The following is a 24,323-nucleotide window of genomic DNA, read 5'->3' as shown; positions in this document are numbered from 1 at the left end:
GTTGCGGGTTCCTCAGGAAAGCAATGACGGAGTGGGCATGCGCAGCGTCAGCAGGCCGCGCGCGAAGAAGCGATGCTGGCACTCGATCCGCGCCATCTCCTCGCCGGGGAGGGCGTGCACGGCACGGCCGAGCAGGTCGCGGATCAGCGCGCATTCGGCGGCGTCCAGCACCGTGGTGGCGTAATCGTTGAAGCACACGCCGGTGCCGAGGTCGAGACTGCGCACCAGCGGGCTGGTCGCCACCGCGAGCGCGTCGAAAGCGGGCACCGCCCGGGTCGCTTCATCGAGAGACGCCAGCGCCTGCGCAAGATCGTCGCCGAAGTTCGCCATCGACCAGGTAGCCGCGATCATGTCGCGACCGCGAGCGCAGGCGCGGCGCGTTTCTTCGGGCGCGGCCAGGTCCTGCGCGATCCGCTCCGCCACCGCACGATAGGCACGCAGGTCAGGCCCCTGTCCGGGCACCGGCGCCATGCCGGCGGTTTCCAGCACCCGGATGCCGTGCTCCGGCGGCAGCAGATGACGGTTGTTGCCGGCGCCATTCGTGTAGACCGGGCAGCCTTGGTACGCAGACTCCAGCGGGTAGAAGCCGAAGGGTTCGGGGAAGCGGTTGTAGGCCAGGGCGAAGCGGCAGGCGCGCATGACCTGCACGACCGCACGCTGCGTGAGATGCGGCAGCGGCACGAAGAAATCCGCGCACCGGAAACCGGTGCCGGCGAGCATGCCGTCGAGGGCGGCGCATCGCTCCTGGCTGAGCGATGCCTCGGAGATCAGCAGCATCACGCGCGCCGTCCCGGTCTCTCTCGCTCGGACATTCAACCAGTAGAGGATGGCGATGGTGGCGACCAGGTCCTGCTTGTCGTGCTGCAGGGCATGGCCCAGCACCGCCTTGTCCGCCAGTGTCAGCACGCCGGGCGGCAGGTCGTTCCCCTGCGCGAACCCGGGATGGCCGTCGGGCGCTTCCACACACGGCACCGGCAGGCGCACGTCGCGCGTGGCGCTGAAACCGCCGGGATTCAGCAGGCGGCGCCGCGTCCAGTCGGGCGTGGCGAACAGGGCGCGCAGCACCTCCGCCTGATAGGGCGAATTACCCAGATGCAGGTCGACGGCGTGATTGGTCAGCCAATTGCCCGTGCCGTACACCAGGCCGTGGTACAGCACCACGTTGCGCGCGGCGTGCGTCCGGTCCGGCGGCAGCACCAGCGTGCCGGCGCCGTCGTACAGCGCGATGTCGGCGCGCGGTCGCCCGGCGTGGCGTGCGTATTCCGCCGCCAGGGCGAACGGCAGCATGGCTTCTTCGGTCCCCCCGCCGGCCAGCGGTGGCTGGAAGCCGTCCACTTGCATTCCGCGTGCTTCCAGCAGCGGCCGGACGGCATCGTTGACGTAGCCCACCGATCCCAGGAACGGCGGCCCGCCGGTGCGCGACAGGAACAGGCTGACCGTGTCCGTCATCGGTGCGACCCTTCGGCAAGCTGCGCGGTGGCCCACACGGCCAGCTTCTCGCGGCCGATCTTGGCGTTGTGGCGGATATCGACCGGGAAGCCCGGATGCGGCAGGTAGGCGGTGATGCGCGCGGTGTGCGGGTGACGCGCGGCGATGGCACGCAGTTCGGCTTCGATGCGCGCCGGATCGGCGCTGACGCCGGGCTGCAATTCGTAGCAGAGCACAGGCCGCTGGCTTCCCGCTTCGCCGATGCCGACCAGCGCGGTGCGACGCACCTGCGGATGGGTGTTGAAGACCGGCTCCACCTGTTCGGTGTAGAGCGGGCCGTCGGCGGTCTCGACCCGCTGCGTCTTGCGGCCGCAGAACCACAGCCGGCCTTCGCCGTCGAACCAGCCGACATCGCCCATGCGGTGCACGATGCGCTCGCTGCCGTCGGCCTGCGCTTCGCGGATCTTGGCGATGCGGGTGGCGGCGTCGCGGCGGAAATAGGTATCGGTGGCGGTGGGACCGGCGACGGTGATCTCGCCGACCTCGCCGTCGGGCAGCACCTCGACGCCGTCCCAGTCGGCAATGGCGTCATCGCTGATGCGGATGATGCGGACCTCGTTCGGCGGCACCGCGCGTCCGACGCAGGTACCGGCGCCGGCCTCGGTCGCGGCGCGCGTGGCTTCCAGTTCGCGCCCTTCGATGACGGCGACCGGCAGGCATTCGGTGGCGCCGTATGGCGTCCAGAACTGGCCGGTGTCGGGCAGCAGCGTGCGGATCTTCGCGACGACCTCCGGCGGCACCGGCGCACCGGCGGAGGTGACGCGATGCACCGTGGGCAGCGGCTGGCCGTGGTCGGCCAGCACCTTCATCAAGGCAGGCGAGCCGAACAACTGGGTCACGCCGAAGCGCGCGATGGCCGCGTGCAGCTTCAGCGGATCGGCACTGGCCGGTCGCGTGGGATCCATGTCGGGGATCACCGACGTCAGCCCGAGTGCGGGATCGAACAGCGCGAACGGCGGGAACGTCGGCAGGTCGACGCCGCCGGGCTGCATGCCGAAGGCGTTGCGCAGCAGTTCGATCTGCGCGACGAAGTGGCGATGGCGATACACCACGCCCTTCGGCACGCCGGTGGAGCCACTGGTGAACAGGATGCCGGCGATGTCGTCGGGCGACGTGTCCGCCAGTTGCGGCCCCGCACCGGCACCGCGCGCCTCGATCTTCGCCAGCGTGGTGCCGCCCCAGGCCCAGCGCGTGCCGACGGTGACGATCCTGGTCGCGGACTTCGCCCAGCCCAGCACGCAGCGCGCGAGCTGCGCCAACGGAATGCCGATGAAGGCGTCGGGTTCGGCTTCGTCCAGGCACTGCTTCAGCGCGCGGCGGTCAATGCCGGGATCGACCAGCACCGGCACGGCACCGGCCTTGAACAGCGCGAACATCAGCAGGAAGAACTCCGGCGTGGGCCGCACCATCACCACGGTGCGCGTGCCACGCCCGATGCCGTACGCGCCCAGGCCGGCGGCGATGGCGTCGCTGCGCGCGTCCAGCTGCGCGTAGGTGAGCTCGCGGGTGTAACGGAGGGCGCGGTCGGGACAGCGCATGGCCACGCGGTCGGGCTGCTCGCGGGCCAGTCGCGGAAGACTGGCGGCGATGTTGCACGGATCGGTCATGCGGCCATTGTCGCCGCTGGACGGTACTTGCGTCAGCCGCCAGCGTTGGCAGAATGCGCGTCCCGCCCGCGCCCAGGCGCCAGCCCACGCCGATGCACCCCTGCCTGACCTGCGGCGCCTGCTGCGCCCACTTCCGCGTCAGCTTCCACTGGAGCGAGGCGGACCCCGACCAGGGCGGCTTGGTGCCGATCGAACTGACCGCACCGATGCGCGTGCACGAACGCGTGATGCGCGGTACCTCGCAGAAGAGCCCGTGGTGCGTGGCGCTGGATGCCGACATCGGCCGCTACAGCCGCTGCACCATCCACGACCGGCGCCCGTCAGTGTGCGCACTGGTGCCGGCCTCGCTGGAATTCGGCGAACGCAGCGCGCAGTGCGACAAGGCGCGGCTGGCGCATGGCCTGCCGCTGCTGGTGGACGCGGACTGGGTGGGCGTGGTGGAGGCAGAGAAGAACCCGTTGCCGGAGTTCTGACCCTTCTCCCCTTGCGGGAGAAGGTGGCGCGGAGCGCCGGATGAGGGGAGGCGAGCGCAGCGAATGCTTGGCAGCCCGCAGTCAGAGCAACGGCAAGAGCGCCCCTCATCCGCCTTCGGCACCTTTATCTCTTGCCGATCTGCCAGATTAGGTGCCGAGAGCCGGCGTGGTTGAGCGTCACACCTTGGGTGCTACGACCGCGGGAGAGCAAGCTCGCCACGCCGGAATCTCCCTGCACACGCCCGAACAGTTGCTCGAGTAGGCGCTCGTAACGATAAGGCTGGGCCGCAAGGGAGGACTCTCGACCCTGGCAGCTTACCGGAGATGGGCAATGGGATACGGCATAGGTCTTGATGTGTGCAAGGCATGGATCGACGCGCATGTGCACGGCATGGAGCGTCGGGCTCGATTTCCCAACACCGACACCGGGCTTGAGGCCCTGCGTCACTGGTTGGCCGAGGTGCCGGTACGCCAATGTGTGCTGGAAGCCACGGGAGGCTACGAGCAGCAGGCGCTGGACGCTCGCATCGCTCAGCAGGTAGCCGAGCAGCCCGGCCTGGCCGTGCTGGGCCAGATCAAGGGCGTTGGGCCTGTGCTGCGCTCAGCCTTGGCCACGCAATTGCCCGAGCTGGGCCACCTCAGTGGCAAGGCCATCGCCAAGCTGGTGGGCGTGGCACCGCTGGCCTGCGACAGTGGCAACCTGCGCGGCGCACGCCGCATCTGGGGTGGCCGGGCAGGCCTTAGGGCCACGCTGTACATGGGCACGCTGACCGCCGTGCGCTACGAACCGACGCTGCGGTCCTTCTACCAATCGCTGCGCGATCGCGGCAAACCGGCCAAGGTCGCCTTGGTGGCCTCCATGCGAAAACTGCTGGTCATCCTTAACGCCCGCATGCGGGACCATCTGAACGCGTCCTGCTGCGCCTGAATCAAGACAGTTGCTCTCCCCGCTGTCGCAGGGAGAAGGGATCAGGTCAGCGGATGGCGATCCAGGAAATCGCGGATCAACGGCACCAGGATCTCGTGCTTGTCTTCCAGCACGTAGTGACCCGCGTCCTCGTACGCATGCACTTCCGCCTTCGGCAGCGCAGCGCGGAAGCCGTCGAGGAAATGCTTGTCGAACACGAAGTCCTTCAAGCCCCAACCCAGGAACACCGGGCGATCCGCGAACGACGGCAACGCCTTGCCGGCCGCGTCGAGCAGCGGCCACGCCTTGTCCTGCGGACCGAGCGGGATGTCCTGCATGAAGCGGATGGTGGAGATGCGGTTCGCCCAGGTGTCGTACGGCGATACGTAGGCGCGGCGCACGTCGGCCGGCATGCGCCGCTCCACGCCGATCCACGAGGCGCCGGCGGAGAACGCGTTGAAGCCGCGGATGATCCACTCGCCCACTTTCCAGTCGCGCCCCAGGCCGATCTGCCACGGCATCGCCTTCGAGGCGGGCATCGGGAACGCGGCGGTGTTCGTCACGACCAGCCGCTTCACCTGCGCCGCGTGCGACAACGCCCAGCCGAAGCCGATCATGCCGCCCCAGTCGTGCACGGCCAGCGTCACCGGACCGGTGATGCCGAGGTGCTTGAGCAGCGCGGCGACGTCATCCACGCGCGACTGCAGGGTGTACTCGTAGCGGCTGTCGTCCGGCTTGTCGGACAGGCCCATGCCGATGTGGTCGGGCACGATGCATCGGTACTTGTCCGACAGGCCGGCCACCAGCGTGCGCCAGTAATAGCTCCACGACGGATTGCCGTGCAGCATCACCACCACCTCGCCATCGCGCGGGCCTTCGTCGAGGTAGTTCATTGACAGGCCCGGACGGACCTCGAAACATTTCGGATGGGGGGGATAGCCGGGAAGGTTCACGCAGGTTCCTTTCATTTCAATAGCGGCAGCTGGCCGCCCTGTTCGTCGCGCAGCACCTCTGCGCGACGGATCATCTGTTGCACTTCGGGCGCCGCGTGGACATGCAGCAGCTCCACGTCGGGGTGCGCGTTCGCGAATACGCGGAAGATTTCGTCGGCGAAGGCCTGGCCGATACCCGCGACCTCGGCGAAATCCAGCACCACGTGGCGGAAATTCTCCACGCGCTGCAGGAGCCGCTTGGCCTGCGAACGCGACACCAGGTTCTCGTCACCCACCCTGGCCAACCGCACCGGCACCACGGTACGGGCGAACGCGTAGTCGTCCGGACCGCTGGAATACTCGTCGAACACCGCTTCCACGGTGCGCGTGGCGTCCGTCGCGATCCGCATGACGACCCGGGTCCCCGCCACCTCGTGCGCATCGTCCAGCAGGTCGAGGACGTACTTGGCGTCATGGTCGAACACCAGGCTTCCGGATTCGATCCGGTACACGTCGAACATCCTCGAGGTGAAGAAGATGCCCTCGCCGCTGTGCCGCTGGGGATCGGTGGTCAACTTGCCTTTCGACAGCTCCAGCAGGGCCAACCGCTCATCCGGCAGATCGAGCGCGCGGGTGATCTTGCGGAAGATGCCGATGCCGTCGTCCACCACGGAGAACCGCAGGCCCCCGCTGCTGCAGTCCATCCAGACCGACACCTCTCGCGCTTCCGAATGATCCACGGCGTTGTTCACCATTTCGGTGATGCCGTGATGCGCGATGTCCAGCACGTTGCGGGGCAGGTGGGCCAACAGGGGCAGCAGGTCCGCGTACCAGACCCGGTCTTCGGCCAAGCCCGCGCGCGAATAGCCGCGTGCGAACCGCCGGTTTTTCCCTAACGCATAGGTCGGGCGGGTGCTGCCCTGCTTGATCAGGTAGCCACCGACCACCAAGCCCCGCACCTGCATGCTTATCCGCGATGGGCTCAGCCCCAACTGGGCCGCCACCATCGCGACGAGATCCCGTGGGTGCTCGCTCACCGCCCTCAGCAGGGCGGCATCGATTTCAGGAGAGCGGTCCGGCCTGGCCATATTCGGATTCTAGAATTAAACCGCCGTATTCGCGAATTAACGCGTCTGGATTCGTGAATTGACCGCGAGAGCCACTTAACGTGGCATCGCACTCGGTCACCCGTGGCGAAGATACGGTCGCCTGACACGACAAGGGCCGGCGAACCGGCCCCTGGAAGGCAAATGCCGGGTGGGGTTACCACTCCACCTCGGCCATCGTGCAGTTCAGGCCCGAACCGATGCCGAGCAGGGCGATGCGGTCGCCCTTCTTCAGCTTGCCCAGTTCCTTGAGCTTGCTCAGCACGATCGGCACGCTGGCCGGGCCGATGTTGCCGTGCTCGGTGAAGATGGTCATGACCTTCTTCGGGTCGATGCCGAAGGACTTCACGAACGCCTGCGTGTGCGGGCGGCTGACCTGGTGGATGACGAACTGGTCCAGCTCGTCCACCGCCCAGCCCAGCGCGACCTTGGCGGCGGCGAAGGTCTTGGTGGCCAGCTTCATGCCCTCGATCAGCAGCATGCGGGTGTCGGTGACCATGCGGTCCAGGTTGCCGCGGCAGAGCTTGTTCCACTCGGTGGCCGAACGGGTCACGCCGCCCTTGTAGCGCGGGGCTTCCGGGGCCAGCGCGCGGCGCGTCAGCACCATCGCCACGGCGCCGCAGCCCAGGGTCAGCGCGGCCAGTTCGTCGCGGAACTGCTGCTCGGTGACGTCGGGCGCGTTGAGCCGCTCGATGGTCTTCTCATAGACCAGGTTGGCGGTTTCGCCATCGACGACCAGCGCGTAGTCGATTTCGTCGCGCTCCAGCATGCGGGCAGCGATGTCCATGCCGTTGATGAAGGCGAGGCAGGCGTTGGCGACGTCGAAGGTCTGGCAGTGGTCGCCCACGCCGAGGTTGCCGCAGACGATGCTGGCCGTGGACGGCTCCAGGTAGTCGCGGCTGACCGAGGTGTTGACCACCAGGCCGACCTTGTCGGCGCCGATGCCGGCGTCTTCCAGTGCCTTCCTGGCGGCCAGCGTGGCGGCGTCGGAGGCCTGCACGTCGGCGTCCCACAGGCGGCGGGCATGCACGCCGGCCACGTCGTTCAGCACGTCGGTCTTGATGCCCAGGCGGTCGAGCGTGGGCTGCAGACGGGCGTTGATTTCGGCGGACGTCAGCGTGTGCGGCGCATCGATATGCGCCAGTCCCGCGATGGAGACATTCTTGAAGAGCATCGAGGTTAGCGCCAAGGCTCAGGCGAGGGGGCCGACAAGGGTAACGGCTTCCCGCCTTCACCGCATCTTTACGGGCGTCGCTGGACCCACGCACCCGATCTCAAGTGTGACTCACTTCACACTTTATCGGCCACAGCGGTAGGCCGCGAACCGCTGCTCGCCGTTGGCGGGATCGCCCAGCGGCTGCAGGGTGTCGGCCTGCAGGCCCGGCGCTTCGTTGCGGGCCAGGGTTTCCAGCTCGTCCCGGACCCGCAGGTTGTTGCGTTCGTAGAACGCCACGCTGTCCTTGACCGACACGGAGACCTCGCCGCGCTTCTCGCACCCGGACGGCACGGCGCCCGCGCCGACCACGCGAACGTTCTTGGCATTGGGGGCGAGATGCACCCAGGTGCAGGCGGACAGCAGGACGGTGGAGGCGGCAGCCAGTACGACGAGACGCATCGAAGTCACCTAGTAATGTGAGTCGTGGCCATTCTGGCCGATGCCGGATGAATCGATCCGGGCCATGCGCCGCCCCGGAGAAGGGGCGGCGACACGGACATACTTACTTCTTCGGCTTGCCGTCGGCATCCAGCTCGACCGCTTCGCCCAGCTGCAGCGCGCGGACGGACTCGCCCACCTTGGACAGATCGCCCACCACCACCCAGGTAAGCGCGGACGGCGACAGCGTGGCGGCGGCCTTGGCCACGTCGGCGGCGCCGATGGCTTCGTTGCGCGCCTTGTACTGCACGATGTAATCGTCCGGCCGGCCATAGCGCTGGTTGGAGGCGATCTGGCCGAGCACGGCGGACGCGGTTTCGTAGGCGCCCGGCAGTTCCAGCGTGTTGGCGGCGCGGACCTTGATGATCTCCTCCGGCGTGGCCGGGGCCTGGCCGGTGGCGAACTGGCTGATTTCCTTCTGCAGTTCCTTCATCGAGTCGGCGGTGCGGTCGCTCTGCACCGCGGCGCTGGCCCACCACGGGCGCTGGCCAAGGCTGTTGCGCGCGCCACTGTAGGAGCCGTAGGCCCAGTGCTTGTCCTCGCGCAGATTGGAGTTCAGGCGCCAGGTGAACTGGCCGCCGAGCACGCCGTTGGCGAAGTCGAAGTCGATGGTGCCGGCGTCGCCGGTCGGCGGAACGAGTTGCGCGGCGTAGACGTTCGACTGGATGGCGCCGGGCTGGTCGATCAGGAACACGCGCGGCTTGGCGGCGTTGGCGACCTTGGGCACGGCGGCCAGCTTGGGCGCGTTCGGCGCGGCCTTCCAGTCGCCCAGGCGGGCTTCCAACAGCGGCACGATCTCGGCCAGCGTGGTGTCGCCGACGATGATGATGCGTGCCTGGTCCGGCTGCAGCCAGTCGCGGTGAAAGGCGACCAGGTCATCGCGGGTCAGCGAGGCGATCGACGCTTCCGTGCCCGAGCCGGTGAACGGAATGGCATACGGATGGCCCTCGCCGTACAGCAGCGGCGGCAAGGTGCGCAACGCGGCGGTCTGCGGACGCGCCTTTTCCTGCTTGATGCCCGCGATCCAGGTCGCGCGCACGCGCTCGATTTCCGCCGGGGCAAAGGTCGGTCGGCGCAGCACGTCGGCCAGCAGGTCCAGCGAGGGCGCCAGCTTGTCGGTCAGCGCCGACAGGCCGACCGAGGCCGAATCCAGCCCGGCGCCGGTCGTCAGTTCCGCCCCCAGCGCTTCCTTGCGGGCAGCGAAGTCGAGCGCGCCGTACTCACCGGCGCCCTCGTCCATCATCTGCAACGCGAAGCTGGCGGTGCCGAGCTTCTTGCCGACGTCCGCAGCATAGCCACCGGGGAACTCGACGTTGAACTGCACCACCGGCGTTTCATGGCGCTCGGCCAGCGTCACCTGCATGCCGTTGGACAGCGTGGCGCGATGCACAGCCGGGAACTTCAGGTCGGGGAAGGTGGTGGTCTTCGGCACGCCGGCCTTGCGGTCGACGGTGCTGGCGACGGTCTTGAACTTCGGGTCTACCTTCGGCGTGGCGGCCGGCGTGGTGGCGGGCGCCGCGAACACGGTCTCCGGCAACGCCGACGCCGGCGTTTCGCTGGGCTGGACCAGGATGGTGTGCGAGCCGCCACTCAGCCACTTCTTCGCCGCCGCCTGCACGTCGGCCGGCGTGGCGCTGGCGTAGATGTCCAGATCTTCCTTGTAGCAGTCGGGCGTGGTCTGGTAGACGGCGCACGAGGCCAGCACGTCGGACTTGCCGCCGAAACCGCCGATGCGCTCGATGCCGCGGACGAAGCCGGCGACGCCGGCGGTGCGGGCGCGCTCCAGTTCCTCCGCCGTCGGGCCCTGCGTGATCAGGCGCTTCATTTCTTCATCCAGCGCGGCCTCGACCTTGGCCGGGTCGACGCCTTCCTTGACGGTGGACATCAGGAAGAAGGTACCGCTGATCTCGCTGCTCCACTGGTAGGCGGTCGCCTGGTCGGCAATCTTGTCGCCGTGCACCAAGCGGGTGTCGAAGCGCGAGGCCGCGCTGCCGCCGAGCACCTGCGCGAACAGGTCGAGCAGGACGGCGTCCTTCGTTCCCATCTCGGCGACCGGCCAGGCGCGGTAGACCCGCACCTGCGGCACGCGGTCGGGGATGGTCTCGCGGGTGTCCTTGGCATGCGTCGGGATGTTGGTCTTCATGTCCGCCAGCGTGGCGCTGGCCGGAATGTCGCCGAAGTAGCGGGTGACCTTCTCCTTGGCGGTGGCGACGTCGATGTCGCCGGCCAGCACCAGCACCGCATTGTTCGGGCCATACCAGCTGCGGAACCAGGTCTTCACGTCATCGAGCGTGGCGGCATCGAGATCCGCCATTGAGCCGATGGTCTGCCAGCTGTACGGATGCCCGGCCGGATACAGGGCCTCGAACATGCGCGCGCTGATGCGGCGGCCGTAGGGCTGGTTCTCGCCCTGGCGCTTCTCGTTCTGCACCACGCCGCGCTGCTCGTCGAGCGCCTTCTGGTCGATCGCGCCGAGCAGGTGGCCCATGCGGTCGGATTCCATCCACAGCGCCATGTCGAGCGCGGTGGTCGGCACGTTCTGGAAGTAATTGGTGCGGTCCTGGTTGGTGGTGCCGTTCTGGTCGGTGGCGCCCACCAGTTCGAACGGAGTGAAGAACTCGCCGTCGTGGTTCTCGCTGCCCTGGAACATCAGGTGTTCGAACAGGTGCGCGAAACCGGTACGGCCCGGGGTCTCGTTCTTGCTGCCCACGTGGTACCAGATGTTGACCGCCACGATCGGCGCCTTGCGGTCGGTATGCACGATGACGCGCAGGCCATTGGGCAGGGTGAACTCCTCGTAGGGGATCACGATGTCCGCACCGGCGGCCGGCTTCGCGTACGTCGGGGCCGGTGCGTACGCCAGGCCCCCGAGGGCGGCGGACAGGGCAACGGCGAGCAGGGCGGCGCGGGGCCGACGGGAAAGGGACATGGACACTCCTTCGATACTGAATGGGCCTGCAGAACCCCCGATGCTAGCCCTCGCTGGCAGTCATTACACTAGGCCACAAGCCATGACCTACGGCACGGGTACCACCGCGCCAATGCTCTCGAACCCCTTGGTGGAGGCGACATGGACCGCAAGCACTGCCTGGTGACCGGGGCCAATCGCGGCCTGGGACTGGAACTGGTTTCGCAACTGCTGGCCCGCCAGCGGCACGTGGTGGCGACCTGCCGCCACCCCGGCAAGGCGACGGCGTTGAACCGGCTGGCCGGCGAGCATCCGGGGCGCCTGCATGTGCTGCCGCTGGACGTGGCCGATGCCCGCAGCCGCGAGGCGCTGCTGCGCGACCTGCCCCTGGTCACCGACGGGCAACCCCTGCACCTGCTCATCAACAACGCCGGCGTGCTCCGTGGCGGCGAACGCTTCGGCCAGGTGGCTGCCGAGGATCTGGACACCAGCTTCCATACCCACGCCGCCGGACCATTCCTGCTGACGCAGGCCCTGGCGCCGCAACTGGCCGAGGGCGCGATGGTGGCGAACATCTCGTCCGAGATCGGTTCGATCGCGTTGCGGCAGGAGTTCCGCACGCCCAGCTACGCGATCGGCAAGGCCGCACAGAACATGGTCACGTCGTTGCTCTCGCAGGCGTTGGCACCGCGCGGCATCAAGGTCGTCGCCCTGCATCCAGGCTGGGTGCGCACCGACATGGGCGGCGACAACGCGGCGCTCTCCGTGGCGGAATCGGTCGCAGGCCTGCTGCAGGTGATCGACCACCTCACGTCCGAAGACAGCGGGCGTTTCCTCGACTGGCAGGGCGATCCGCTGTCCTGGTGAACCTGAACGCTGGCTGCGGCCACCCGCAGGCAACGCAACGCTTCCGAGTTGAACAGCATCCAAACCCTTGCGCACCGGAATGACCGGGGGCAGGGCGAAGCGGCGTGTTCGCAGTCACAACGGACACCGCCGCCCGTCTTGGTTCACGCAGGACGGACACCGGACGGACAGTCGCTCCGGACAGCGGACAGGCAGGAAGCACCAAGAACTATTGATGGATCAATGATTTACGTTTGGCACGGTTTCTGCGTTACCTACAACAAGAACGCGCAGCACCCCGCTAACCTGACTGAAGCCTGAATCAAATCACCAGAACTAAAAGTTTTGCTTGCTCGCTCTGTCTAGGTGTACTACATTACTACCACACCACCCAACAACATCACTACAGAGGCATGACAATGAACGCCAAGACTCTCCTCCCCCTGACCGCCGCCGCCGTGTTCGCCCTGTGCGCCGGTGCCATGGTCGTCTCCGCGACCCACGCCGACAACAACAACCTCAACGCTGCTGCCCCGGCTGCCCGCATCGTCGACCTGCCGACCGTCACGGTGACGCCGGACGCCGCCGACCTGGCCCACTACCACACCTACAAGGACGCCAAGATCGTCGACCTGGCCACGATCACCGTGACGCCGACCGCCGAAGACCTGGCCCAGTTCGTCGCCCAGCAGGCGGTCCGCATCGTCGACATGCCGGTGGTCACCGTGCGCCCGTCGGCCGAGGACATGCAGCAGATCGCGGTGCAGGCAGGCGTGCTGGCCGGCCAGCTGGCTTCGCGCTGATAAGCAGGCGATACACGCTTCACCTGCGACATCGCGCAAGCCGGCTGTGGCCGGAGCAACACCGCAACACCCGCCCGTGAGGCCATGCAGCGCCGCGTAGAATGCGCGCCATGACCGACACCCTGGACATCGACGTCCTGCTGTACCAGCCGGAAATTCCCCCGAATACCGGCAATGCCATCCGCCTCTGCGCGAACACCGGCGCGCGGCTGCACCTGATCGAACCGCTCGGGTTCGCATTGGAAGACAAGCAGCTCAAGCGCGCCGGCCTGGATTACCACGAGTACGCCACGCTGCAGGTCCACGCCTCGCTCGATGCGGCCCTGCAGCGCATCCGTCCCGCACGCCTGTTCGCGCTGAGCACGCGCGGCATCGTGCGCCACGACGAGCCCGTCTACCAGCCTGGCGATGCCTTCCTGTTCGGTCCCGAAACGCGCGGCCTGCCGCAGGATGTGCTGGACGGTTTGCCGGAAGCGCAGCGCCTGCGCCTGCCGATGCGCCCGAACAACCGCAGCCTCAACCTGTCCAATACGGTCGCCGTGGTGGTGTTCGAAGCGTGGCGGCAGGCGGGATTCGTCGGCGGCGCGTGACCCGCCCCTTCGTTGTGGGAGCGACGTAAGTCGCGAGCGCGGGCCGGAAAATGTCCAGACACCTGACGTGCGTCGATCATCTCGGAGACGGCGTCCCTATTCCGTGGTGCGTCCGTCTCGATTGGGCCGGCACTGACTAGCGGCGCCTGCGATCGCGACTTACGTCGCTCCCACAACCATCGAAACGAAGTTCAACCGAAACGCGCGAGTCCGTAAGGCGCCAGCGGAATGTCCGTCGTGTCGCCCGCCATCATCTGGTCGACCAGCCTGCCGGTGACCGGGCCCTGCGTCAGGCCAAGATGGCCGTGGCCGGTGGCGACGAAAATATCTTCGCCCGGCACCCGGTCAATGATCGGCAGCGAGTCCGGTGTGCATGGACGATTGCCTGCCCACTCCGAGACCGGCTCGCCGCTGATGCCGGGAAACAGTCTGCGCGCTTCCGGATCGAGGCGATGGATCAGCGCGTAATGCGGATCGCGGCCGAGCGCGGTCAGCTCCTTGATGCTGGTCATGCGGATGCCGGCCTGCATCGGCGACACCACCATGTAGCGCTCTGCCCACAGCGTGGGGCGCTGCACGACCGCCTGCGCCTGCGGGTACATCAAGTGGTAGCCGCGCGCGGGGATCACCGGGATCTTCAGGCCGAACGGCTGCAGCAATGCGTTGCTCCATGCGCCCGCGGCCACGACCACGCGTCCCGCATGCACGGGACCCTGATCGGTATCGATGCGATAGCCGTCGCCCTGGCGCACGATGGCGGACGCACTGGAGATCAAGGATGCCGCGCCGCGCGTGCGCAGGTCGTCGAACAGACGACGGCAGAACTCCCCCGGATCACGCATCGCCAGCGAGTCGCGCTGGAACACCGCGCGCTGGAATCCCGCGCCGATGCCGGGTTCGAGATCGCGCAACTGGGCGGCATCGAGCACGCCGAACGCGACGCCGCGCTCACGCATCAGCCCGCGCTCCCATTCGCCCTTCGCGAACGTCGCGTCCTCGCTGTAGACATGCAGGTAGCCGGTGTGCCCGATCAGCTCGCTCGCACCTATGCGCTCGCCCAGATCCAGCCACGCACTGCGCGAGGCGGTGTTGATCGCACTCAGTGCATCGATGATCGGCAACACATGCTGCAAGCGGCCCTGGTTGAGGAACTGCAGTAGCCAGCGCGCATAGGACGGGCTGACGGCCCAGTCCAGCTTCAGCGGCGCCAACGGGTTGGCGAGCATGCGCAGCGCCTTGGTGACGATGCCCGGCGTGGACTGCGGCATCACGTTGCCGACCGAGATCGAGCCGGCATTGCCGAACGAGGTCTCGCCCGCCGGTCCCTTGGCGTCGATCAGCAGGCAGGACAGCCCGCGATCCATCAGGTGGTGCGCCGTCGACAGACCGACGATGCCGCTGCCGATCACCGCGACATCGGCTGTGCGCGGCGAGGAAGAAGAAGGGGAAGGACTCATCGGATCGGAACGTCGTAGGCGGTGCGTGGGGTGGGTTCGGGACGGAAGGTGAAGTGCCACCACTCCATCGCATAGTTCTGGAATCCATGGCGGGCCATGGCCTGCACCAGCTGCTCGCGGTGGCGGCGCTGTTCGTCGGTGATCGACGGATGCGCAGTGTTGGCGCGCGGATCGAAGAAATCGAACGGCGTGCCCATGTCGAGTTCCGTGCAGGCATCGCCATCGCAGCGGACCAGGGTCAGGTCGAGCGTCGCGCCGCGGCTGTGCCCGGAGGTTTCGGCGATGTAGCCATCCAGCAGGCTCGCCTTCTCCAGGTTGGGGTAGTACGCGGACTTTGTGCGCTGGTCGGCCGGATCGCGTGCCCAGCGGACGAAGTGCTGCACCGCGCGCACCGGGCGGTAGCAGTCGAACACCTTCAGCGACAGCCCTTCGCGCTGCACGTCCTGTTGCACCCGTGCGAGCGCCTGCGCGACCGGCGCCAGCAACATGCATTTCGGTGCCTCATAACCGGTGACGGGCGCGCCGACGAAGTTGTTCGCACCGGCGTAGCGGATGTCCTGTTTCAGTCCGGGCGCGACGCTGGCCGCGTCGACCAGATCCACGTCGGCTGCCTCCTGCGCAGGAGAGACCTGTACGGCCGGCGAAGAAGCGCAGGCGCTGAGCCATGGCAGCGCGCACACAAGCAGCAGCCAGGCACCGCGCATGTCAGCGGCACGCCTCCGTGCGGTGGAAATCGAGATCGGCATAGTCGTAGCTGAAGTCCGCGTCCGGATCGACATGCGACAGTGTAAGTCCGGCACCGCCGTTCGCCTTCGCCGCTGCAAAGTGCAACCAGGGCTCCGCGTCCACACTGTCGTCGTCCCAGTCCACCAGCCAGCGTTCGTCCACGCGCATCACCGTGCCCGCCAGCATCGGCGAGCGCGCCGCGACGAAGCGCACGCGATCGCCTTGTGGACACAGCGACACGTCGCCGAACCAGGGATCGCGGTAGTGCCCGGTCCAGGCAGCTAGCGCTCGGGGGCTGGCGATCGTGCGATGGCGCGTGTCCGCCTTCGGCTTGGCGGCCCGCTCGCCGGCACGCTCCCGATCCAGCAGCTCGGCGTAGTACGCCACCGTTGGGGTCGATTGCGGTGCGGTGAACTGCTTGGTCAGCACCTGCCCCAATACCGTGCGTGCCGCCTCGCCTTCGCCGTTGATCAGGATGACGATGCCGGTACGCTGGTCGGGCAACAGGATGACCGACGAATACATCCCGGCCAGCGTGCCGGTATGGGCCACCTTCCACGCGCCATCGACATCCGACAGGCGCCAGCCGTAGCCGTAGGCCGAGAAGTGACTGTTGTCCCAGGCGCGCATGCGCGCGCTCACCGGCATCGGCATGTGCGCCGTCCACACGGCCTTGCGCTGCGCGGGCGACAGCCACGCGGGCGTTGCGTCCGGCGACAGCCACATGCGCATCCACGTCAGCATGTCGTCGAGGCTGCAGCGGATGCCGCCGGCCGCCATGGAGGTGACGTTGGGAACCACCTCATCATCCTCACGGATCGCACGATTCCCCTGTGGCGTGCGTATGTGCGGCTGCGCCACATTGCCCACGGCCGCGCGATTCCATTCTCCAACCTGGCAGCGCGACAGGCCGAGCGGCCCGAACAGTTCGCGCTTGACCAGTTCCTCGTAGGACGCGCCACCGGCCGCGGCCGCGACTTCGCCTGCCACGACATACAGCAGGTTGTCGTAGGCGTACGCAGCGCGGAAGCTGTGCGTCGGCTTGAGGTGTTGCAGCCCGGCGATGATGTCGCTGCGGGTGAACCGGTTCGGTTCCGGCCACAGCATCAGATCGCCCGCACCCAGCCCCAGGCCACTGTTGTGGATCAGCAGGTCGCGCACCTGCATCTGCTGGGTGACCCACGCGTCGTGCATGCGGAACTGCGGCAGGTATTTGGTGACCGGGTCGTCCCACTTCAGCTTGCCGGCATCGACCAGGCGTGCGAGCACGCCGGCCGTCATCGCCTTGCTGTTAGACGCGATCTTGAACAGCGTGCCGTTGTCGATCTTCTCGCCGCTGCCGGCCTGCAGCTCGCCCAGCGTGCGGGTATACGCGATCTCGCCGTCGCGGATGATGCCGACCGCGATGCCGGGTAGCTGATAGCGGTCGAATGTCTGCTGGACAGCGGAGTCGATCTCGATGCTCGCAGGCTCGGCCTGCGCGGTATGTGCCAGAAGAATGGCGAGAACCAACAGCAATCTCATCGACTGGCCCAATGCACCGCGCTTTCAACATTGACGAAAAGAAGGGCGTCGCCGCAGTTGCTTCACGGCAACGCCCCGTTTGCTATCTCACACACCCGTATGTCAGAAGAACTTGTATTCCAATACCAGGTTGAATGCACGTCCTCGCGGATCAGCGACACGTGGCTCCCAGCCAGAGCCGCCGCCATAATCAAGATAAGCCACGGTGAAGGGCGGATCGGTATTGAGCAGGTTCCGGATGCCGAAGGTCGCCTTCAGCCCTTCCATACCCGTCCAACTCACACTGTAGTTGTACGTGATGTACTCATCGACGTCGGGATCGTAGTTGGGCAGGTCGGCAGGGTCCAATGCTCCGCGACTGATGGCTCGCGGCACCCAGTCCTTATAGCCATCCCTGTACACCTGAGTCAGCGTGTGTGCCCAGTCTCCCTTCGCCCAGCCAACACTCAACGTGTGCTTCCATTCAATCGGCAAGATGCCCCACTGGGTGTAGCTCCCGACCTGATCTGCGCTCCATGGCGAGGTCTCGAGCGTCTTGGTCTTGTATTGATCGAGATAGTTGCCATTGAAGTGGATGTTCCAGTTGCCGCCCGCCAGCTCACCGCGCAGGTTGGCATCCACTTCAATGCCGCGCGTCAGCGTTCCACCCGTATTGACGTAGCGCTGGTCGATCTGCACGACGTTTCCGCTGGCGTCGCGAATCCAGTTTTCCCTGAAGATGTCGTAGTTGTCTTTGAGCTCGCGCAAGGTTGTGGAGCGCACCGTGGCCAGTCGTTCGATCTCCCACCAGTCGACGCTGACATTGAAATTGCTGGTAGGCGCAAACACGACGCCGATACTCCGCTGCTCGGACTCCTCAGGCTTCAGGTTCGGGTTGCCGCCAGTGAGAATCGTGGGATAGATGTTCTCGCAGCCCGCTTCGCTGGCATCCGGATCGCCTCCAGGGCATGTTGCGGGGTCGGCGATGTCCACGCCTGCGCCGATGCTGGGCGACTCTGTCGTTCCTCGGAACAGCTTCGCGAAATCGGGCACCTTGAAGCCCGTGCTGTATGACCCGCGGAATGCGAGCCAATCCACTGGCTGCCATTTGAATGAGTACTTGGGATTGAACGTCCCGCCGAAACCGTCATAGTCATCGTAACGACCCGATATCGTGGCATTCAACGAATCCAGCACCGGCACGAGGAACTCGGCATATACCGCTTTTACGTTGCGAGCCTTGCCGGTCATGTAGTTGTTCGCATCACCCGCTGCTTGGTAGATCCATGCGCTACCGCCCGTGGTCGGATACATGGTGGAATCCCACAGGGCGGGGCCGGTGAACTCGTACTCCTCGCGACGCCATTCCGCCCCGAAAGCCGCCTGCACATCGTCTTTGGCCCAAAGGCCGAAGCCGAGACTACCGGTGAAGGTCGCGTCGAATGTGGTCGTGGTGGTTTCGCCGCTATAAAGCTGCGTGCCATCGGCTGAAATGGACTCAAGCGCTGCCAGCGCTTCGGGGGTCTGGCTCTGGCCCGGCAACAGGAACGGATTGATCAACCCCGTTCGCAGCATCTCCTTCAATGGCGCCGTGAAGACGAAGCCATTGGTCAGCACCGACTCGGCCTTGCTGCTCGACCTTGAAAGACCCGTCGTGTAGTTCCAGTTACCGATGCTGCCATCCAGACCCAACATCAACCGCATGGCTTTGGTGGTCGTGGTGTATTGGCGCGGCCCGCACTCGTAGCACCTCCAGCGGTACGCAATGGGATTCCCATAGATCAGATTGGCTTGAGGCCCAAAGTGGCCCAAGAGCGCGCCATAGACCATGTCGTAGGTCGCGCGGGTGAGATCGTTGAGGGGATACGGATCCAGCGTACCTGCTGCAGTTGCGGGATTGGTGGTAGACGGAATGGCGGTCGTAAACTGCAGCGCTTCGAACCGGCGCTTGGACTCCACCTCCGACCCCATGGCTTCGATGTAGAACTGATGCCGGTCAGATATGTTGAACGTGAAGCGGCCAATCAGTTGATTGGTCTCGGATGCCTGCTGGAGCGTGCGTGCGCGGCCATAATCCCAGGCGCAGGCGTAACGAAACGTCGGGTAATCCCAGATCTCGTTGGCGTAAGGCCCCATCAGGTCGCCGGCATTCTCGCAACCGATTCCTCCAGGAAGGTCCGCGATATTCACCCAGTTCTGTGGGCCGCCTCCAAGCGGGTCCGTCAAATTTCCGTTGATCAGCGTACCTGCACCGCTACCGATGGTGGCGAAGGGGCCACCGCGGGAGTCGGGAGACAGGCCCCGGTCCGGCCGGAAGCTATTGGTGAAATCCCGATCCTTACCCGTGAGAATCTCATTCTTCTTGTGGTTCCAGGCCAACCACACATTCCAGCGGTCACTATCGAGGTCACCGACGCCGCCCAGCAACCCCACGCGATAGATGTTGCCGCCACCTTCATCCGTCACGTCGGCACCCAGGGTGGCCGATAGTCCCTGATAGTCCGATCTCGTAATGAAGTTGATGACGCCCCCGATAGCATCGGTGCCATACATGGCCGAGGCACCGTCACGCAGCACTTCAACCCGGTCGATGGCTTGGAAGGGAATCGAGTTCAGGTCCACCACCTGGCCACCCAGACCATGTGCGGCTACACGCCGGCCATTTAGCAGTACCAGCGTGGCGTCAGCGCCCTGTCCACGCAGATTGGCGCCTGACAGGCCATTGTTGCCACGGCCATCTGCTTGGCCCGGCGGCGAGATCGAATTGTTGGCCGCGAGGCTATCCGAGCCACTGGTCGCGATGTTGAGCTGCTGCAACAGCTGTTCCGCCGAAGAGATGCCCTGCGCTTCGATCTCCGCCCTCTGGATGATGGTGATCGGAAGCGCTGCCTCTACATCGGTGCGCTTGATACGCGAGCCCGTGACATTCACCGTATCTAGCGTGTGGGCAGCGCTGCTTGTGGAAGCCTCATCCTGCGCGAACACGACGCCGGGAACGGCCAAGCCCAACAGGATGGCGGTAGCGAGGTGGGTGGGCCTGAGCGAAGGGCGTCGAGCGGGCATGCGGATCTCCTCTGGATGTCTTTGTGCGCGGTGTGCGCGACCGATGTGATGGGCTGCGATACGCTCGACGCGCGGTTCCGGGGCCGACGCCGTTGCCCGTGCGGGCTGCGTCGCTGTCGTTCCTCGATCCCCGGCCCGGATGGCTCCCCATTCGCGCCTTGCCGCGCATCCCATCCCGGGTGCGCACCACAGATTGCATTTGAAACCGACTACGCCGGCACCCCTGCCGGCAAAACCCCTGTGATGGCGGTGTAGCACGCAGCTTGACCGCAGTCAATAAATTATTCTTGCGTCGCAAAAAAACCGACTTGAATATTCCTGCCCATTACGGCGATGCCACGGGCGGCGCAGTCAGCGCATGCAGGATGCGCAGGTCTTCGGCATCCAGTTCCGTGCCTTCCATGCCGCGAAAGCGATGGTGGAAGGCCCGCACCGTATCGGGGCGATTGTCGGTGGCGTAACCGATCGCCTGCAGCGCCAGCCACGGATCGAAGCCAGGCGGCGGATCACCAACACCCTCCGCCGGCCTTACACCGAAGCCCGCGTCCGCCAGACGCTTCCACGGGAACAGCGGGCCCGGGTCGATCTTGCGCGTCGGCGCCAGGTCCGAGTGGCCGATGACCTGCGTCGGAGGGATGCGCAGACGTTGGGTCAGGTCGCGCAGCAGCACGATCAGGCTGTCGATCTGCACGTCGGGAAACGGACTCTTGCCGTCGTTGTCGATCTCGATACCGATCGAGGCGTTGTTGACGTCGGTGATCGCGCCCCAGCGCCCCGCGCCGGCGTGCCAGGCGCGCTGCGTATCGCTGACCAGCTGGTAGATCTTGCCGTCCTTGCCCAGCAGGTAGTGCGAGCTGACACGTCCACCACTGTTGCGGCTACGCAGCGTGTCCAATGACTGCTCCACCGAATCCTGTTCGGTGTAGTGCAACACGATGACCACCGGCCGCCGCTCGTCGAAGTTCTTCGAGGGCACCCAGGTTGCGAGCGGATTGCGCGGAGCGGAGTGCGCGCACGCGCCGAGCAACACGACCATGGCGGCGAGGATCGCGGACCGGCATGCGGATGGGACGTGCTTCGTCATGATGGATACCTCGATGAGCCGCCAAGCATAGGAATAACACGGACGACGCGCTCGGCCACGAACGGCCGGAAGAAAGAAAGGCCTGCCGCGGACGGCAGGCCACCGGAGAAATGCCGCTTCGATCGCATGCGCTGCGCGATCAGAAGTTCCAGGTCACGACGAGCTGGGTGTAGCGCGGGGATTGCCAGACAGTGCCTTGCCCAAAGTGCGGCATCGGCGTTCCCGGAGTACTTTCGTAGCGGGAATGAACATTTACGACCGTTTGCCTATTCAGCAGGTTGTATACCGACAGTCGCGCCTTCAGATCGATCCCCTCGACGGGCAGCGTCCAAGTAACGTTGGCGCCCAGGTCATAGACCCATGGCATGCGCCCGAAAGCGCCACGTTCGGAATACACCAGTTGGCGCGTTGCCCAGGTGGAGCAGTTGGCGACGCACAACCAACCCGAGCCGCCACCACTGAACTCGCCCGGCCCGCCCGCTGCGCGATTGTCATTCGGCCATACCACACCATAGGCGGTGATCGGCCCGCCAGAGCGCGCGGAAAACGTGCTGCCGAATGACCATTGCTCATTGAGCTTATAGCTTCCTCGCAGCTTGATCTGATGGCGGGAATCGTTGAACAGCACGCCATAGCGTTCGTTGACGGCCGGATGATCGTAGTACTGCACCAGATTGGTGTCGGCGTAGCCGGTGTCCGAATTCACCGGCCCTTCGATATTGCCCTCGGACTTGGACCAGAGGTAGCTGGCATTGAAGGCCCACTTGTCATCCCAGGCACGGTCCAACTGGAACTCGACGGCCTTGTAGGTACGCTTGGGCTTCTTGTAACCCATGATCGCTCCGCTGCCGGAGGCGATATAGCCGTCCCTGGACGAATCGAATGTCACCCAGTCATTCGTCGTCGGGCACCACAATGTCGTGGTTTCGCCCGGGTTGATGATCGGCCAGTCGCCGGAGTACCACGGGCATCCCTCGACATGATTGATGCGCGCGTCCTCCACCGCACGCGTCATGCGCCGGTACGTCGCGTTCACGCCATAGGACCACGCGGGGCTGAGCGCCTGCTGGAAACCGAGGATGAACTCGTCTTGGAAAACCATCTTCAGGTCTTTCGCGACTGCGGTTCGGAAGTCCTCGGGTGCGGGCACGTTGTTCGATGTATTCACAGGACCGATCTGCTGGCCCAGTATGGGAAGCAGATAGGTTCCCGCCAGCGGATGTTCCATCTGCTGCCAACCATCGAGTACGTAGTAGGTGTGCTCATCGGTACTGCCCGCAAAGTAGTCGGCGAGTTTGTTGGTCAGCGGGAGGTAGTAGCGCCCGGCGTTGCCGAACAGCTTGGTCGAGCCGTCGCCTCTCATGTCCCAGCTGAAACCTATCCGCGGCGCAATCATGTCCGAGAAGTCCGCCTTGGCGAACGTGACGCCGGAGGCGTACTTGTTATGGAACTTGTCCGCACGTAAACCCAGGCTCAACAGCAGGCTTGGCGTGACGCTCCAGTTGTCTTCGACATAGATGGCTTGCGCTTCGGTAGTGACCGGCGTGCCGGTGATGTAGCGTCGCGCGTCGACGATCGCAGTGGTCCCTATCGGCACCACGGTTCCGTTTAGCGAACTTCCGCCATTCTGCGCCTGCACTTGATAGCTGATGCCGTCATTCGGATAACGGACTGCGCTGTTGGAATCCATGATCTCTTGGTCCAGGCCGAAGCGCAGCAAGTGGTCGCCGAGCGACCATTCGAAGTCGAGACGCGCGGCTTCGCGCCTGTCGTCGCGCTGGCCGATGCTGGTATCTGTGGGATGGCAGCCCTCCGGCGTCGTCTCTTGTCCGAAGCGCGTCGTATAGCTGCCCGACCGCGTGACGATACTGCAGTCAGAATCCTGATTGCTGCTGTTGGCCGCACTGCGCTTGTTGACGCCGTACATCGCCTTCGCCGTGAAGTTGTCGGTGAAGTGGCCGGTGTAGGTCAGCGACCAGTTGTCACCCCCCGAACCCGACACGCTGTCGCCCTTCAAGCGGTCTTTCGAGCCGGTGGCCCAGGTGTACTTATAGATGTCGGTCGTAGACTCGCTCTTGTCGGAGAACGCCAGGAGCTCCAGCAGATGATCATCGTTGATGCGCCAATCCAGCTTCGCTCCCCAAAAATCGTTGTCACTCTTCGTGAGAAACGCATCGTTGGTGTCGAAATCCTGCGGATTGCTGTCGCGCTTCTCGTACATGGCGAAGAAGAACAGCTTGTCCTGCACGATTGCGCCGGATGCCCACACATTCGCCTTGTAGAAAGAACTCTTGTCGCGGCTGGTGCGATTGCGCTCGTCCAAAGTTCCATCGCGATGGAAATGGTCTTCCTTCGAAGATTCCCAGGCGGAAGGCTCCAAAGTGACTTCAGCGCCAGCATGGAATTCATTGCTGCCGGATCGCGTCACAGCGTTGATGACACCGCCTGTGCTGCGGCCGAACTCAGCGGAGTAGCCGCCGGTCTTGACCTGGAACTCCTGGTAGAACCCGAAAGGAACTGATGAGAATCCCTGCCGACGATAGGGATCCGTGACATTGAGGCCATTGATGTAGACGGCGTTCTCGGCGACGGAGGAGCCGCCAAACGAGAGGCCGCCAAACGTGGCGCCAGAATTCACCACGCCGGGCGCCAGCAGGGCTACGGCACTGAGACTTTGGTCGACAGGCAGTTTTGCCAGCTCCTCACGATTGATGTTCGTCGCCGACTCCGTCGAGCGCACGTCCACGCGGTTGACGACGCGCGAGCCCACCACCTGCACCGCATTGAGGTTCACAACGCCGCCGTCGGCGCCCAGGTTGACCGTGGTCGTGCCGCCCAGCGACACATTGACCCCGACGGCGTCGCCGACGTTGGCGCCATCGCGCTTGACCTGCAACTGGTAGTCGCCGATGGGCAACTGTGTCAGGCGATAGCTGCCGTTGCCTTCCACGGTCACCGTGCGCGTCGCGCCCGTCGCCGTATTGGTGATCGTGATCTGGTCGCCCGCGCTGGCGCGACCCGCGACCGCGCCGGTCGCGCTCTGCGCCATCGCCAGCGGCGCCATCGTGGCGATGCATGCGCCCAGGGCGATACCCAGCGCCGCTTTCTTCAGAACCTTGCCTTTCATCCCCGCTCTCTCCTGCTAAAGATGTTGGTTGAATCGTGTTGTGGTCGTA

The 24,323-nt window shown here is 65.6% G+C and carries 17 protein-coding genes and 1 pseudogene; 5 read left to right on the top strand and 13 right to left on the bottom strand.

Going from position 1 to position 24,323, the window contains the following annotated elements:
* Window positions 1-12 precede the first annotated feature (12 nt).
* Window positions 13-1,449, bottom strand: coding sequence for a hypothetical protein (locus tag ACGHX3_RS00920; protein WP_394696067.1), 1,437 nt, complete (start codon window positions 1,447-1,449; stop codon window positions 13-15).
* Entirely contained in the window at window positions 1,446-3,095 is a 1,650-nt protein-coding gene (gene oleC, locus ACGHX3_RS00915) for an olefin beta-lactone synthetase (RefSeq protein WP_394696066.1), read from the bottom strand. The genes ACGHX3_RS00920 and oleC overlap by 4 nt, the downstream gene beginning before the upstream one ends.
* A 92-nt stretch (window positions 3,096-3,187) precedes the next feature.
* Between oleC and ACGHX3_RS00910 the strand changes: the two genes are divergently transcribed.
* Window positions 3,188-3,568: a YkgJ family cysteine cluster protein gene (locus ACGHX3_RS00910; protein ID WP_394697209.1), complete on the top strand. Its 381-nt coding sequence runs from the start codon at window positions 3,188-3,190 to the stop codon at window positions 3,566-3,568.
* 526 nt (window positions 3,569-4,094) lie between these two features.
* Window positions 4,095-4,496: pseudogene (locus tag ACGHX3_RS00905) on the top strand (transposase); the annotation flags it as partial.
* A gap of 41 nt (window positions 4,497-4,537) precedes the next feature.
* Here ACGHX3_RS00905 and ACGHX3_RS00900 read toward each other — a convergent pair.
* From ACGHX3_RS00900 to ACGHX3_RS00880, 5 genes are all read right to left on the bottom strand, one after another.
* Window positions 4,538-5,443: an alpha/beta fold hydrolase gene (locus tag ACGHX3_RS00900; protein WP_394696065.1), complete on the bottom strand. Its 906-nt coding sequence runs from the start codon at window positions 5,441-5,443 to the stop codon at window positions 4,538-4,540.
* Window positions 5,440-6,495, bottom strand: a complete 1,056-nt coding sequence (locus ACGHX3_RS00895) for an STAS-like domain-containing protein (protein ID WP_394696064.1) — start codon at window positions 6,493-6,495, stop codon at window positions 5,440-5,442. Before ACGHX3_RS00895 ends, ACGHX3_RS00900 begins: the two co-directional genes overlap by 4 nt.
* 175 nt (window positions 6,496-6,670) lie before the next feature.
* Window positions 6,671-7,687 carry a 3-oxoacyl-ACP synthase III gene (locus ACGHX3_RS00890; protein ID WP_162336007.1) on the bottom strand — a complete coding sequence of 339 codons (1,017 nt, stop codon included), beginning with the start codon at window positions 7,685-7,687 and terminating at the stop codon, window positions 6,671-6,673.
* Between the two features lie 123 nt (window positions 7,688-7,810).
* Window positions 7,811-8,128, bottom strand: coding sequence for a DUF4156 domain-containing protein (locus ACGHX3_RS00885; RefSeq protein ID WP_394696063.1), 318 nt, complete (start codon window positions 8,126-8,128; stop codon window positions 7,811-7,813).
* Between the two features lie 103 nt (window positions 8,129-8,231).
* A complete protein-coding gene (locus ACGHX3_RS00880) occupies window positions 8,232-11,096 on the bottom strand; it encodes a M16 family metallopeptidase (RefSeq protein ID WP_394696062.1) in 2,865 nt (954 codons plus the stop codon).
* Window positions 11,097-11,237: 141 nt separating this feature from the next.
* On the opposite strand from ACGHX3_RS00880, the gene ACGHX3_RS00875 reads away from it, so the two are divergent.
* The 3 genes from ACGHX3_RS00875 (at window position 11,238) to trmL (ending at window position 13,314) form a co-directional block, all read left to right on the top strand.
* Entirely contained in the window at window positions 11,238-11,942 is a 705-nt protein-coding gene (locus ACGHX3_RS00875; protein WP_394696061.1) for an SDR family oxidoreductase, read from the top strand.
* Window positions 11,943-12,340: 398 nt separating this feature from the next.
* Complete coding sequence (locus ACGHX3_RS00870; RefSeq protein ID WP_394696060.1) at window positions 12,341-12,724, top strand: hypothetical protein; 384 nt, start codon at window positions 12,341-12,343, stop codon at window positions 12,722-12,724.
* A gap of 110 nt (window positions 12,725-12,834) precedes the next feature.
* Entirely contained in the window at window positions 12,835-13,314 is a 480-nt protein-coding gene (gene trmL, locus ACGHX3_RS00865) for a tRNA (uridine(34)/cytosine(34)/5-carboxymethylaminomethyluridine(34)-2'-O)-methyltransferase TrmL (protein WP_394696059.1), read from the top strand.
* A gap of 191 nt (window positions 13,315-13,505) precedes the next feature.
* On the opposite strand, the gene ACGHX3_RS00860 is transcribed toward trmL, so the two are convergent.
* The 6 genes from ACGHX3_RS00860 to ACGHX3_RS00835 all read right to left on the bottom strand — a co-directional run bounded on the left by ACGHX3_RS00860 (window position 13,506) and on the right by ACGHX3_RS00835 (window position 24,274).
* Complete coding sequence (locus ACGHX3_RS00860) at window positions 13,506-14,771, bottom strand: NAD(P)/FAD-dependent oxidoreductase (RefSeq protein WP_394696058.1); 1,266 nt, start codon at window positions 14,769-14,771, stop codon at window positions 13,506-13,508.
* A complete protein-coding gene (locus tag ACGHX3_RS00855) occupies window positions 14,768-15,475 on the bottom strand; it encodes a M15 family metallopeptidase (protein WP_394696057.1) in 708 nt (235 codons plus the stop codon). The genes ACGHX3_RS00860 and ACGHX3_RS00855 overlap by 4 nt, the downstream gene beginning before the upstream one ends.
* 1 nt (window position 15,476) lies before the next feature.
* Window positions 15,477-17,021: a serine hydrolase gene (locus ACGHX3_RS00850; RefSeq protein WP_394696056.1), complete on the bottom strand. Its 1,545-nt coding sequence runs from the start codon at window positions 17,019-17,021 to the stop codon at window positions 15,477-15,479.
* 102 nt (window positions 17,022-17,123) lie between these two features.
* The gene (locus tag ACGHX3_RS00845) at window positions 17,124-20,063 is read right to left on the bottom strand and encodes a TonB-dependent receptor domain-containing protein (protein ID WP_394696055.1); all 2,940 of its coding nucleotides are present in this window, start codon (window positions 20,061-20,063) and stop codon (window positions 17,124-17,126) included.
* A gap of 325 nt (window positions 20,064-20,388) precedes the next feature.
* Entirely contained in the window at window positions 20,389-21,147 is a 759-nt protein-coding gene (locus tag ACGHX3_RS00840; RefSeq protein WP_394696054.1) for an N-acetylmuramoyl-L-alanine amidase, read from the bottom strand.
* Between the two features lie 139 nt (window positions 21,148-21,286).
* The gene (locus ACGHX3_RS00835; protein ID WP_394696053.1) at window positions 21,287-24,274 is read right to left on the bottom strand and encodes a TonB-dependent receptor domain-containing protein; all 2,988 of its coding nucleotides are present in this window, start codon (window positions 24,272-24,274) and stop codon (window positions 21,287-21,289) included.
* Window positions 24,275-24,323 lie beyond the last annotated feature (49 nt).

The organism is Pseudoxanthomonas japonensis (genome assembly GCF_043632995.1).
Classification (GTDB): Bacteria; Pseudomonadota; Gammaproteobacteria; order Xanthomonadales; family Xanthomonadaceae; genus Pseudoxanthomonas_A; species Pseudoxanthomonas_A japonensis.
The sequence above is the reverse complement of the archived record's forward strand: the minus strand, read 5'-3'. Positions and strand labels throughout refer to the sequence as shown.